Annotated in this window: 7 protein-coding genes; 3 read left to right on the plus strand and 4 right to left on the minus strand. The window is 64.2% G+C overall.

Annotated features, from left to right (window positions below):
* Positions 1 to 42: 42 nt before the first annotated feature.
* The 4 genes from pelA to CSC73_RS08895 all read right to left on the minus strand — a co-directional run bounded on the left by pelA (position 43) and on the right by CSC73_RS08895 (position 8184).
* Positions 43 to 1098 carry a pectate lyase gene (gene pelA / locus CSC73_RS08880; protein ID WP_163840083.1) on the minus strand — a complete coding sequence of 352 codons (1056 nt, stop codon included), beginning with the start codon at positions 1096 to 1098 and terminating at the stop codon, positions 43 to 45.
* Positions 1095 to 2108, minus strand: a complete 1014-nt coding sequence (locus CSC73_RS08885; protein WP_246197470.1) for a pectinesterase family protein — start codon at positions 2106 to 2108, stop codon at positions 1095 to 1097. Before CSC73_RS08885 ends, pelA begins: the two co-directional genes overlap by 4 nt.
* Positions 2089 to 5199 carry a TonB-dependent receptor gene (locus tag CSC73_RS08890; protein ID WP_246197451.1) on the minus strand — a complete coding sequence of 1037 codons (3111 nt, stop codon included), beginning with the start codon at positions 5197 to 5199 and terminating at the stop codon, positions 2089 to 2091. Before CSC73_RS08890 ends, CSC73_RS08885 begins: the two co-directional genes overlap by 20 nt.
* Before the next feature lie 174 nt (positions 5200 to 5373).
* Complete coding sequence (locus CSC73_RS08895) at positions 5374 to 8184, minus strand: TonB-dependent receptor (protein WP_163840085.1); 2811 nt, start codon at positions 8182 to 8184, stop codon at positions 5374 to 5376.
* Positions 8185 to 8425: 241 nt separating this feature from the next.
* Here CSC73_RS08895 and CSC73_RS08900 point away from each other — a divergent pair, with 241 nt between their 5' ends.
* The 3 genes from CSC73_RS08900 (at position 8426) to CSC73_RS08910 (ending at position 13132) form a co-directional block, all read left to right on the plus strand.
* Positions 8426 to 9445, plus strand: coding sequence for a sugar kinase (locus tag CSC73_RS08900; RefSeq protein WP_163840086.1), 1020 nt, complete (start codon positions 8426 to 8428; stop codon positions 9443 to 9445).
* Between the two features lie 379 nt (positions 9446 to 9824).
* The gene (locus tag CSC73_RS08905) at positions 9825 to 10682 is read left to right on the plus strand and encodes an HpcH/HpaI aldolase/citrate lyase family protein (protein ID WP_163840087.1); all 858 of its coding nucleotides are present in this window, start codon (positions 9825 to 9827) and stop codon (positions 10680 to 10682) included.
* Positions 10682 to 13132, plus strand: coding sequence for a sodium:solute symporter family protein (locus tag CSC73_RS08910; protein ID WP_163840088.1), 2451 nt, complete (start codon positions 10682 to 10684; stop codon positions 13130 to 13132). Before CSC73_RS08905 ends, CSC73_RS08910 begins: the two co-directional genes overlap by 1 nt.
* The last annotated feature ends 238 nt before the right edge of the window (positions 13133 to 13370 follow it).

The following is a 13370-nucleotide window of genomic DNA, read 5'->3' on the forward strand; positions in this document are numbered from 1 at the left end:
TGGGACGGACGCGTCGGTGCGGGCGGCCCTCTGCTCGGTACGTCAGGGCGCGTCGTGCGCCGGCGACGGCGCAATGGATTTCCGCCAGCGCGGCAAATCCTGGCTCAGCAGTTTCTCCGGCCAGACGCCATACCAGGCATAGCCGACCCGGCGTTCGTTGGGTATGTCGGCGAAGCGGGCGACCTGTTGCCCCTGGCGATTGACGAACATCGGCTGCTGCCTGCGCAGGTCGTAGAAACGGGCCCAAAGTGAAGCGCCGGGCTGCGCCTGGATCAGCACATCCCTGCCGGTTTCCTCGCCGGGAGCCTCTACTTTGCGCATGGCGGCGTCGGGCAGGCGATGCAGGTCCAGCCATTGCGCGGCGGCGTCGACAGCGTGGATCAGCGCCGGCGTGGGCCGTGGCTGGCGCATCAGGTAGCGCATCACTCCCACCGATTCGGCTACCGCCAGCGATGGCAATTCGTAGGTACGCGCCTTCGCGGGTTGCAGGGTCGTCTCGTCGTACTGCGCGGCCCAGATCGTCGGCTTGCCGTCGATCCGTACCTGCGTGGCCAGAATGCAGTCGATGCCGCGAGCGATCGCCTGTTGCGCGCGCAGGCCGAACTCGGACATCAGCACGGAAAGCGCGCCACGTCCTTCGGCCACGTCCTGCAGCAGATCCAGCACCCGCACCATGGCATCGTCGTTGAAAGTGATCTGGTGGCGGTATAGCGAGCGATCCGGGTAGTACTGGGGCCAGCCGCCATTGGCGTACTGGGCGGCCAGCAGGTACGTCACGCCACGCCGACTGGCTTCCAGGTAAGCGGAGTTGCCTGTCTTCCGGTACGCATCAGCCAGATATCGGATCTCGCGGGTGGTCGCTTTGTTGTCGATGGTGGCACCGTCGTGCCGGTCGGCCGATTTCAGGGCGTCGATTTCGGCAGGCGGGTAGCTGCGTTCGTAGTCCACCGCCTTGCCGTCGAAATGCTTGGACCAGCCTCCCGAGGCGGTCTGTAGCAACAGCATGTTCTCGGCCACTGGATCGGTGCGTATTTCGTCCGCTACTGCCGGGGACGACAGCCAGAACAGAACCAGCAACAGGCTTGACCAAGGTTTCATTCGAAGGGTTCCCAAGCGCCCAGGATGCGTGTGCGGTCGAATGCGTCCACCGGAACTTGTTGCAGCTGGCGCGACCACGGCACGCGCCGCGCGTTGGCCGCACCAGAGCCGGTGTTGCCTGCCTCGATATAGATCGCGGTGTTCTGGCGTTCCGGCTTACCCCAGTCGTGCCACCCTTCGGGGGCGATATGCGTGCCCAGCTGGCTGTCGAGGATGGCCACTTGTGCATGCTCGCGCCAGGGACGGCCCAGATAGACCCGCTTCACGCCGGGTGCGGCGGTCAGGCGGCAGCTCCGGAATACGTAACCGTAAGCCGCGCCCTCCGGTGTCGCCGCCGCAGTCACATAGCCATCGCCCACCGAATGCAGTTCGCAGTTCTCGAACAGTGCGGTGCCGGCGCCGAACACGAAATCCACGGTGTCTTCGATGTAGCAGTCGCGGAAGTAGGAAAGACCGCTCTTGCCCTGCGTGTACAGCGTGTCCTGGCGGCCCAGGAAACGCACGTCGCGGAAGGCGACGCGCGTGCCGATCACCGCTACGGCGACGGCCTGTCCCACCGGGCCGGCATCGTTGGCGAAGGTGAGCCGCTCGGCGATGAAATCATCCGCACGTACGAACACGGTGGCCGAGCCGGAGGTGCCGAAGGGCTGTCCGGTCTGCGGATTGCGGCGCGAGGCATGGTTGTCGAAGACGATGAGGGTATTGCGCACGTCGTCGCCGAGCAGGTGCAACGGTGGTGCGCCCGCGGGAATGTCGACGACTTCGCGGTAGTTGCCGGCCCGGATGCGGATGGTGGCCGCCGCGCCGCTGGCGACCGCGGCGTCCACGGCCGCCTGCACCGAACGGTAATCGCCGTGGCCGTCGGTCGAGACAGTGATGGGCGCGCGACCGATGGCTGCCGGTGCGGCTGCCAGCAACGCAAGCAGCATCCACGCCGTGCGGCGGCCGGAAAGCCACGCTTCCCCACCGCTACGCACGGCGCGGCCATGCTCAGAAGCGATAGCGCGCACCAAGATAGTACTGCTGGCCGGTGACGGTGTAGCGGTCCGCCAGTTTCAACTCGGAATCCACGTAGCGCTCGTCGGGCGTATCCAGAAGATTGATCGCCTCGAAGGTCAGGCTCAGGTTCTTGTTGACCTGGTAGGACATGTTGAAGTCCACGTTCCTGACGCTGTGCTTGCCGGTTACATCGGCGGTGATCAGCTCGTTGTCGTCCAGGTCCCAGACGTTCTCGCGGGTAAGGACTTCGCTTATGTAGCCGTCGCGGTAGCTGGTGGAGACGCGCGCACTGAATTTTCCGTCGTCGTAATAAAGCGTGGCGTTGTAGGAATTGGGCGAAAGGTTGACCAGGTCGTTCTCGGCGAAGCTGGTGACCACCGTGGCGTTGCTGTTGGCGGCGGTGCTGAACAGGTATTTGATCTCGGATTCGACGTGCGTGTAGTTGAACTGCACGCCGAAGTTGCGCCAGAAGCCGGGCAGGAAGGCGAACGGCTGCTGGTAGGTGAGCTCATAACCCTTCAGTGGGCCGCCCGGCGTATTGAAATAGCTCTGCACGTTGAACAGCGTGTCGGCGGTGAAGCCGGCCGGCAGCAGGTCCAGCGAGTAGCCCATGTCGCCCCAGGTGGTCAGCAGGCGGGTGCGCTGGATGTAGCTCTCGATGTCCTTGTAGAACACCGCCGCCGACAGCAGGCCGCCTTCCTGGAAATACCACTCCGCGCTCAGGTCGTAGTTGGTCGAGCGGAAAGGCTCCAGCTTGGGGTTGCCCAGGTTGATCGAGAACACGCGGCCATCGTCGAAGTAGCCGGTCGGACCGCCGCTCACGCCGGGCGACAGATAAGTCAGTGCGGGGCGCGCCATGGTCTTGGCCGCGCCAAAGCGCAGCACCAGATTCTCGGCCACATCCCAGGCCAGGTTGAGCGAAGGCAATACGTCCGTATAGCTGTGGTCGACTTCGCTGCGCACCAGCAAGCGGTTGCCGGCGGCGCTGGTGGCGCTGGCCACGCCGAAGAACGTTTCGCAGGCGTCCGAATTGTTAGCCCCGTTGCTGGCCGCGCAGGGCGCATAACCCGACGCTTCGATCTGCGTGCTGACGTAACGCACGCCCAGGTTGCCGCGGAACGCGCGGTCGAACAGGTCGGTGTTGAAATCCAGCTGGAAGTAAGTGCCGAAGCTTTTTTCATTGACCTCGAAATTGTTGTTGGAAGCGCCGAAATGGCCGACGCTGGACAGGCGGTAGTCGCCGCCGGCCAGCCCCGTATCGCAATTGCAGTTGATGCCCAGCAGATCCGCGATGCTGTCGAAGTCGGGAATCAACCAGCCGCTGGGCACGTCGCCGTCCAGTCCGCTGCCGAATCCGGACAGCGTGGTGCTCAGGTCGGCTACGGTTACTCCCGCCGGCAACGCCTGCGCCAGGCGTCCGTAGCTGATGTGGCGGTATTCTTCCGAGGACATGTCGTAGTCCTTGTACGCCAGGCCGGTGCTGAAGGTGAAAGTGGGATTGATGACGAATTCAAGATCCACCTTGGCGGTGTCGAATGCGTTGTCGACGTACTGCGGGTTGAGGCGCACTTCGCTGATGTTGGAGCCGCGCGCGGTACCGTTGCTGTTGACCGGCACGGCGCCGTAACCCAGCCACGACCATGCGTTCGGGTCGTTCAGCGCGAACGGGAAGGTCATGCTGGGCATGCTCGAACTGTTGCGCATATCCAGCACGAAGCCGTCCTGGTTCTGGTTGTCGAAACTGACCAGGGAGAAAACCGGACGGGAGTAATCGGAAGACGAATGCCCGACGGTGGCGTCCACCCGCACGTCTTCGCCGTTGTAGGCGAGATTGAGGCTGTACTGCTGGAACTCGGTCGATTCTTCGATCTGGGTGGATTCGGTGCGGAAGTCGACATTGTCGAACACTCCATAGACCAGCCGGTTCATGTCGTCGACCTGCGCCTCGCGCACGACGATCTGGGTCTTGCCGCCCAGATTGGCTGCGCGGTGCAGGTTGGCGCCCACCGAATCCTCGCGCTGGTCCTTGTCCAGCTTGGAGTACATGCCGTCGAAGCTGAGCACGGTGTTGTCCGATACCTTGAATTGCAGCGCCGTCGTCACGCCCAGCCGCTCGATCTCGTGCGCGGTGCGGATGTAGCGCGGATAGCGCGGAATCCAGGCATTGGTCGCGGTTTCGTACGCTTGGATGTTCTCCGGCGTATTGGCCGGGCGCGGCAGGCCGGTGCCGCAGTTGTTGGCGTCGATGCCGTAGCTGCCCCAGCCGTTGTTGCGGTCCTGGTTGGCCTGGCTGCCGGTGCCCGCGGGGGTTTCGTTGGGCAGCCGGTTGCGCGGCGTCTGCGGGTTGTAGCCCACGGGACTGCAGAAGCCATAGGTGCCGTTGTTGGCGGCGGTGCTCTGATGGGAGTTGCGGTGGTTGCCGTGCTCCCAGCGCACCGGGTTGTAGCCTTCCTCGGACACGTTGCGCTTGCTGTAGGCGACGGAGAGCAATGCGCCGAAGCGCCCGTCGGCCCAGGTGTCGCTGATCAGGCCGGAGACGCGCGGGTCGGATTGCTCCGATTGCTCGCTGTAGCCCATCTGGCCGCTGACCGAAGCCTGGAAGCCATCGAAGTCGAAGGGCCGCGAACCGCGCAAATCGACCGTGGAGCCCAGCGAACCCTCGTCCATCTGCGCGGACTGGGTTTTGTTGACCTTGACCTGGCTGAAAAGCTCCGAAGCGAAAGTATTGAAATCGAATCCGCGGCTGCGATTGACGCCTGCGCTGCCGGTGCCGGCCGTGGAGAGCGCTTCCAGGCCATTGAGCCGCACGCGCGTGAAGTCCGAACCCAGGCCGCGGATGGAGATGCGCTGGCCTTCGCCGCCTTCGCGGTCTATGGATACGCCGGCTACGCGCTGCAACGACTCGGCCAGATTCTGGTCGGGGAACTTGCCGATGTCCTCGGCGAAGATGGCGTCCACCTGCTCGACGCTGTAGCGCTTTTCGTCCAGCGATTTCTTGAGGCTTTCGCGATAGCCGGTGACGGTGACCTTGTCCAGCTCGGTAAGGCGTCCGGTGTCGGCGCTGCCTGCCTGTTGCGCGAAGGCGGGTGCCGTCAGCGCCATGGCGACGGATGCGGCCAGGATGGTAACCGGTGTCTTTCGGATTGCATGCTTGTGGCGCATTGCGTTCCCCCTCGAGGATCACAGTACATTTACGGGATTGGCGAGTTGCGGAGCGATATCCGCCGGACAAGCGGTCCCGGGCGCGATGCGCGCCCGGGACCGAGGTTTCCGCGATCAGAACTTGTAGCGCAGGCCCAGCAGGTACTGGCGGCCGGTTTCGCTGTAGTCCAGCGGAAGCGTGACGGCGGGGTTGGACACCCAGGACTCCTGTGCCTCGTTGGTCAGGTTGATGCCTTCCAGGCTCAGCTCCAACTTGTCGTTGATCTTCCAGCGCACCGAGGCGTCCACCGTCGTGGTGCCGGTCTGGCCATGCACGCCGTCCAGGTTGAATCCGGCTTCGGTACCCGGCGCCTGCAACAGGTAATCATCGCGGTTGGTGGCCGAGATGCGGCCGGACAAGCGCTTGCCTTCATAGAACAGCGTGGCGTTCCAGGAGTGCTTGGACAGGTTGAGCAGATCGGTTTTCAGCACATTGGCGCCAGCGGCGTTGATGTACTGGATCTTCGAATCCACATAGGTGTAGTTCAACTGCACGCCAAGATTGGCCCACTTGCCCGGCAGGAAAGAGAACGGCTGGGTGTAGTTGGCTTCCAGGCCCTGCAGTTCGCCGCCTGGCGTGTTGAGCGGTACGGTGAAGGTGAAGTCGTCGGTGACCGATGCGCCGGTGCCGTCCAGCAGGCTGGCCGGCAGTCCGCTGGCCGAGTAGGGCTGCACCACGCGCGTGGTCTGGATGTAGCTGTCGACGTCCTTGTAGAACAGGCCCAGGCCAAGCATGGCGCCTTCATCGAAGTACCACTCGAAGCCCAGGTCCACGGTCGTGGCGCGGAACGGGTCCAGGTTCGGATTGCCGCCGCTGACCGTGCGCGCGCCGCCGCTGACGTTGACGGTGACGCCCGGGGTCAGGAAGCCGAGATCGGGGCGCGCCATCACCTTGGCCGCACCCAGACGGATCAGGAAGTCCGGCGCGACCTCCGCCACCAGATTCATCGACGGCAGCGTGTCGCTGTATTCGCGCGACACCGTGGTGGCCACAGGCGCACCGCTGGCGGTGGCGATGCCGGTGGAGCTTTGCTTGGTGCGCACGTAGCGCACGCCGAAGTTGCCCGACAGCGGAATGGAGCCCAGATCGGCGGAGAACTCGCCCATCAGGTAAACGCCGCGGTCTTCCTCATCCACGCTGCGGGTGTTGACCGCACGCTGGGTGAGCGCGAAGGTGCCGCTGTTGCTGTAGATGTCGAAGAAATCGGCGACGCCCTGGTAGTCGGGAATCACCCAGGTGCCGGGCGAGCCGTTGATGCCGCTCAGGCTGGCCTGTTCGGTCAGGTCGGAAGGCACGATGCGGGTGCCATCGGTGAAGTTCGGCACCGACACCTCGGAGGCGCGGCGCAGTTCGCGGGTGGAGAACGAATAATCCTTGGCCTGCACGCCGCCCTTCAGGCGGAAGCCCGAGCTGATGTTCCAGTTGAAATCCAACTGGGCGACATCGAAATCGTTCTCCACGTATTGCGGACGGATGCGGATTTCGGCCAGCGTCCAGCCGGTGCCGCTGGTGGGGTCGATGCCGTAGTTGATGACCGGTTTGAACGGGTCGTTGCGGTAGTCGTAGCTGTAGTTGTCTACGTTCAGCTTGTCCATGATGATCGTCGTCTGGATCGGATTCTCGTGGTCCGACGTCGAGGTGCCGACCTTGCCGCTGATCTTGAAGTTGTCGGTGAAACTGTGTTCGCCCTCCAGGCCGATCTGCTTGAACACGGTGTTCCATTCGTCGTGGCGGCTTTCCGAGCGCACGTCGACGTCGTCGAACAGGCCGTAGACCAGCGCGCCGTTCTCTATCACGCCGTCGCGCACGAGAGTCTGCGGCTTGCCGCCCTGCGAGGCGCCGCGGCTGAAGGAGATGGCTTCGATGTACTTCTCGTCGCGGGTAGCGTCGATCTTCGAATACAGCGCATCCAGCGAGAATTGGGTGCGGTCGGTCGGCTTGAACTGCAGCGATGCCGTAAGACCTGTGCGTTTCTGGTCGTGCTCCATCAGCGTGTAGCGCGGGAAGCGGGGATGGTAGACGTCGGCGGCGCATGCGGCCGGGAACAGCGGGGCCGGGTTGGCGCCGGCGGCGCAGCGGGCGAAGCCGTTGTTGCTCGGGCCGTTCGCCCAGCGGCCGCTGCCGCTGCCTTCCTCCAGCAACTGGCGTTCGGAATAGGCCACCGACAACAGCGCGCCGAACTTGCCGTCCGCCCAGGTGTTGGCGATCAGTGCGGCCATGCGCGGATCGGTCTCGCCGGCCATGTCGTTATGGCTGGCCTGGCCGCTGGCGGCGAAGGTGAAGCCCTCGTAGTCGAACGGGCGCGCGGTGCGCAGATCGACCGTGGCGCCCAGCGAGCCTTCGTCGGTGTCGGCCTGTGCGGTCTTGCGCACGATGAGCTGCGAGAACAGGTCCGAAGCGAACACGTTGAAATCGAAGTTGCGATTGCGGTTGGAGCCGCCGGACTGGTCGGTGGCGCCCACCGTGGTCAGGGCTTCCATGCCATTGATGCGCACGCGGGTGAACTGCGGGCCCAGGCCACGGACGGAGATGTTGCGTCCTTCGCCGGCATCGCGGGTGATGACCACGCCGGGAATGCGCTGCAGAGATTCGGCCAGATTGAGGTCGGGGAACTTGCCGATGTCCTCGGCGACGATGGCATCCACCACGCCGGCTTCGCCGCGTTTGATGTCCAGGGCCTTTTCAAGGCTGGCCCTGTAACCTGTGACGGTGATGGTGCCCAGCGTGTCCACATCCTCGGATTCGGATGTGGTGGGTGCGGCGGTGGTATCGGCCGGGCTGGCTTCTTGTGCGATTGCGGACAGGGCATTGGCCTGCAGCGCGAATGCGATCGACAGCGCGAGCACGGTAACCGGTGTCTTCCGGCGGTTGTTGCGAGTTTGCATGGGTTCCCCTCCTCAAGGGCACATGTATCGCTCTATGGCGGCTTTTAGCGATGAAACTAATCGGGTTTTGTCACCTCGAGATGCTTTCCAGAAGTAAAATGACACCGCTGGTCAAAAAAACCGTAACAGAGTGTGCGGTGCAACAACAACTATTGGTTTCCGGGGGTTATGGTGTGTCCCGGGGACAATCCTTGCCGCAGTCCAGTCAGGGCGCGGATCACTAGGTCATGGGAGCGTTTACATGCGGGGACACGTGGTCTGTTTCGGAGAGCTGCTATTGCGCCTGGGTGCGCCGGCACGGCAGTTGCTGCTGCAATCCCCTTGCCTGGAAGTGCACACCGGCGGGGCGGAAGCCAACGTCGCCGTTTCGCTGGCCAGGATGGGCCACCGTGCGCGCATGGTCGGACTGGTTGCGGACAACGCCCTGGGCGAGTCGGCGACAGGCGAACTGCGCCGCCACGGAGTGGATACGCGCGCGGTCGGCAAGGCCGAGGGACGCATGGGACTGTATTTCCTGACACCGGGAGCCATCCAGCGCCCGAGCGAGGTGCTCTACGACCGCGCCGACTCCGCTTTCGCACGGCACGGTGGCGGCGAGCACGACTGGAAGGCGCTACTGCAGGGGGCCGACTGGCTGCACGTGTCGGGCGTCAGTCCGGCATTGGGGCAACTGGCTGCCGACCGCACCTTGCAGGCGGTGCGGGCCGCGCGCGCAGCCGGGGTGAAGGTGTCCTTCGACGGCAACTTCCGTCCCAAGCTGTGGGAGGCCTGGCAGGGCGATGCCGCCGGGATCCTGCGTGCGATCATGGCCGAGGCCGACCTCATGTTCGCCAGCCATCGCGATATCCAGGTAGTGCTGGGGCGGGCGTTTCCGCAGGAGACTTCCCATGCGAGGTTCCTGGCGGGAGCAGAAGCTGCTTTCTCCGCATTTCCGCATTTGCAGCGCATGGCCGCCACCCAGCGCGTGCAGCACAGTGTCGACCACCATTCTCTGTCGGCCATCGACGCCCGCCGCGACGGCAGCAGCCACATTACGCCGGTGTACGAGCTGGCCTCGATCGTGGACCGCATCGGCACCGGCGACGCATTCGCGGCCGGTGTGCTGCATGGCGAGATCGCCGGCATGGACGATGCGCAGGGTTTGCATTTTGGCCTGGCGGCGGCTTGCCTGAAGCACTCGCTGCCGGGGGATTTCAACTTGGTCGGCGTTGCGGAGATCGAGGCGCTGCTGGAGGAGGGCGGGTTCGACGTGAGGCGTTGAGGGAGCGTGGAAGCCTTCGCGGCCGCAGAATGCCGAACGTCCTCAGTCGTCATCCCAGCGCAAGCTGGGATCCATCTTGATCTTGCCGTTCGACGCGGCCCGACCCTCGTCCGCAAACATCAAAGTCAAAATGGATCCCAGCTTGCGCTGGGACGACGTCATCGTTTCTATCTGATGCATCAGAGTTACCGGGTCGCAGCAAAATTGCTGGGTCCCGGCCTATGCCGGGACAACGGTGGGTATTGCGACTCGGTTCCAGGCGACGTCCCCCAATCCAATGGAGGCCGCCAAGCAATGAAATGTTTCTTCTGAATATGCCGCCGAAGACTTTTCTTTGCTTCCGTTTCCCGCACACTGCGCGCCATGAAGAGCATGGTCGATGCGTAGCAAGCTGTTCGTCCCTGGGGTGCGTCCGGAGTTGTTCGCCAAGGCGCTGGCGGGCGATGCCGATGCGTTGAGCTTCGACCTGGAGGATTCGGTACCCGAAGCGCGCAAAGGCGAAGCCCGCGAGTCGGTGTCCGCCTTGCTGCAGTCGGCCCCGCTGCTGGCCACGGCGAAGATCGTCGTGGTGCGGGTCAACGCCGTGGATACGGTGCACCTGGCAGCCGACCTGGCCGCGGTCGCGCGCACGGGCGTGGACCTGATCAACCTGCCCAAGGTCGAATCGGCGCAGGACGTGCTGGCTGCCGTCGCCCTGCTGGAGAAGGCCGAAGCGGCCAATGGCGTTGCCCAACCGATCGGGCTGCTGGCCAATATCGAAACCCCGCGCGGTCTGCGCCTTGCCGCCGAAATCGCATCCGCCCATCCACGCGTGGCCGGGTTGCAGCTGGGCCTGGCCGATCTGTTCCAGCCTTTGGGCATCGATCGCCGCGATCCGGCCAACGTCCACGCCGCGCTGTATGCGATGCGCATGGCGGCCGCCGAAGCCGGTGTGTTCGCCTGGGACGCCGCCTTCGCCGACATCGGCGATGCCGATGGCTTCCGCGCCGAAGCCGGCATGGCGCGCCGTCTGGGCTACGTGGGCAAGAGCTGCATCCATCCCAGTCAGGTGGCCTTGGCCAACCAGGCGTTCCAGCCGGATGCCGAAGAAATCGCAGCGGCGCGGCGCATCGTCGCTGCGGCGCGCGAGGCCGGGCACGGCGCGTTCCTCGTCGATGGCCGCATGATCGATCTTCCTTTCCTTAAGCGGGCCGAAGCGATCCTGGCTTCGGCCGACGCCAATACGGGCGCGTCTTGATGAGCCATTCCCCTTTGCCGATGCGCGCCTTGCTGGCGGTACTGCTGTTGCTGGCCACGGCGTGGTCGCCGCTGACCCATGCCGAAAGCCTGTCCAAGGTAAAGACCACTGCACTGCCCACGCTCGCCACAGACCAGCCTCTGATTGGTCTGGTGGCGGTGGAGGGCAGGCCGCTGGCGATCGGCGCGGACCAGGCCTGGATGCTGGACAGCCGCGGCGGAAGCTGGACGGCGTTGAACTGGAAGCCTGCGGCGGCAAGCGGCGAACTGAAAAGCGTGGTCGGCAACGGACAGCTCGCTTTCCTGTTGCGCGGGCCCGCGCAATCCAGCGCGGTCGCTTCCGTCGAACGCCTCGGCTTGATCAACGGCCAGCCGACCGTCACGCCGTTGCCGCCGTTGCCGCCGTTGCCCGTCGTTGTGGAAGGCGCGCGCGCGGCGGCCAACGCCGACAACGTGTATGTCGCCGGCATCGATGCGAATGGGCAGGCGGTGCTGCTGTCGCTGGTGTCGACCGCGACGAAACCGGAATGGAAAAAGAGTGCCGGCTGGCCCGGCAATGCATCGCCGACTTCGCTGGTCGCGCAGACCTCGGCGGTGTTCGTCACCGTGCCTGCGGCTGGCGGCGAGCGCATCCTGCGCTGGGCGGCCGATAGCGGCTGGCAGGACAAGGGCAGGGTTCCCGGCAAGATCGTGCCCGGATCGGCGCGCGCCATCGGCCAGGCGCATGTGATCTATCTGGTCGCCGATGGCAGCGGCCCGGCGCAGATGCGGACCTTCCAGACCATCACCGGATCGTGGGCGACGCTGCCCGATTCCGATGCGGCTGGCGTCTTCGCGACCGCGGCATTGGACAACGGGGTGCTGTGGGCGCGACCCGCAGCGGACGGCAAGGGTATCGCTTTCGAGTCCACCCAGATCCAGTCCGGCAAGCTGCTGTTGCGCTGGCTGGACTGGATAGTGATCGTGGTCTACCTGGGCGCGATGCTCGGCATGGGCTTCTATTTCTACATCCGCGAAAAGCGCAACTCGACTTCGGACTTCTTCGTCGGCGGCCGCACCATTCCGTTCTGGGCGGCCGGCGTCAGCCTGTACGCGGCCAACACCAGTTCGATCAGTTTCATCGCCATTCCGGCCAAGGCCTTCGAAACCAACTGGCAGTATCTCACCAACAACCTGGTCGCGGTGCTGGGGCTGATGTTCGTGGCGGTCTGGATCGTGCCGTTGCTGCGCCGCCTCAATCTGATGTCGGTGTTCTCGTACCTGGAAACCCGCTTCCACCCCACCATCCGCATGCTGGCCAGCGCGCTGTGCATCATCATGCAGATCGGCAGCCGCATGAGCGTGGTGCTGTTCCTGCCGGCGCTGGCCATCGCCACCATCACCGGCATCCGGGTGGAGTGGAGCATCCTGATGATGGGCGGCTTCACCATCATCTACACCGCCATGGGCGGCATGAAGGCGGTGATCTGGACCGACTTCGTGCAGGTCATCGTCAAGATGGGCGGCGCGATCTTCGCCATCCTCTTCATCGTCTGGACCTTGAAGGGCGGTTTCGGCGAATTCCACGACATCGCCCAGGCCGCCGACAAGACCAAGCTGCTGGATTTCAGCTTCGACCTGACCAAGGCCACGGTGTGGGGCTTCATCTTCCTGGTGCTGTTCGACGTGGTGCTGACTTTCCCCAAGGATCAGGTGCTGATGCAGCGCACGCTGTCGACCAAGTCCGACAAGGAAGCCGGCCGTTCCATCTGGGCGTTCGCCCTGATCATGATCCCAGGCGGCTTCATCTTCTATTCCATCGGCACCGCGCTGTTCGTCTACTACAAGAACAATCCGGAACGCATGAACCCGCTGCTGCCGATCGATGCGACGTTTCCGTTGTTCATCGCCGCAGAGCTGCCGATGGGCGTGACCGGGCTGATCATCGCCGGCATCTTCGCGGCGGCCATGGCCACGCTCTCCAGCATCATGAACAGCGTGGCCACCCTGGCTTCGGTCGATTTCTACGAGAAGCTTTCCAAGAACCCCACGCCCAAGAAGAGCGTGCTGTTCGCCGAGATCGCCACTGTGGCTACCGGCTTGCTCGGCATCGGTGTGGCGCTGCTGCTGTCGCGCTTCGATATCCATTCGCTGTTCGACGTTTCGATCGAGCTGGCCGGCTTGCTGGGCGGCGGTTTCGCCGGCGCCTACACGCTGGGCATGTTCACGCGCCGCGCCAATTCGGCCGGCGTGGCCATCGGCGTGGCTTCCAGCATCGGGTTGACCCTGTTGGCCTGGTCGATGGACCTGGTGCATCCGTACTTCTATCTGGCCATCTCGATCATGCTGTGCATCGTGATCGGTTACCTGGCCAGCCTGCTGTTTCCGGCGCCGACCCGCGACCTGGACGGGCTGACGATCTGGGTGAAGTCGGACAGCAACTACGTAAAGCCGGAACCTGTCCGCCAATAGCGCTTGTTGCAGGGGCTATGGATGCTCCGTTCGTGGCGAGCCTGTCAAGATCCCGTTCGTGGTGAGCCTGTCGAACCACGCTCTTGGCGCAGAAGCAAAGTCCCCTGGATCCCGCCTCCGCAGAGATGACGACCATCGATGAACTCGTCCAGCCACGCCTTTAACGCGGAATCCGGGTTATCGTAAACGCCCGGCATGACGCCATCGGTGTGGTTCGACAGCCCGCCGCGAACGGATT

This window comes from Pseudoxanthomonas sacheonensis (assembly GCF_010093305.1).
Lineage (GTDB): Bacteria > Pseudomonadota > Gammaproteobacteria > Xanthomonadales > Xanthomonadaceae > Pseudoxanthomonas_A > Pseudoxanthomonas_A sacheonensis.

Coding starts and splice junctions, on each gene's coding strand:
- CSC73_RS08905 (WP_163840087.1), top strand. CDS start 9,825: ATGCGTAGCAAGCTGTTCGTCCCTGGGGTGCGTCCGGAGTTGTTCGCC.
- CSC73_RS08895 (WP_163840085.1), bottom strand. CDS start 8,184: ATGCAAACTCGCAACAACCGCCGGAAGACACCGGTTACCGTGCTCGCG.
- CSC73_RS08890 (WP_246197451.1), bottom strand. CDS start 5,199: ATGGCGCTGACGGCACCCGCCTTCGCGCAACAGGCAGGCAGCGCCGAC.
- CSC73_RS08910 (WP_163840088.1), top strand. CDS start 10,682: ATGAGCCATTCCCCTTTGCCGATGCGCGCCTTGCTGGCGGTACTGCTG.
- CSC73_RS08900 (WP_163840086.1), top strand. CDS start 8,426: ATGCGGGGACACGTGGTCTGTTTCGGAGAGCTGCTATTGCGCCTGGGT.
- pelA (WP_163840083.1), bottom strand. CDS start 1,098: ATGAAACCTTGGTCAAGCCTGTTGCTGGTTCTGTTCTGGCTGTCGTCC.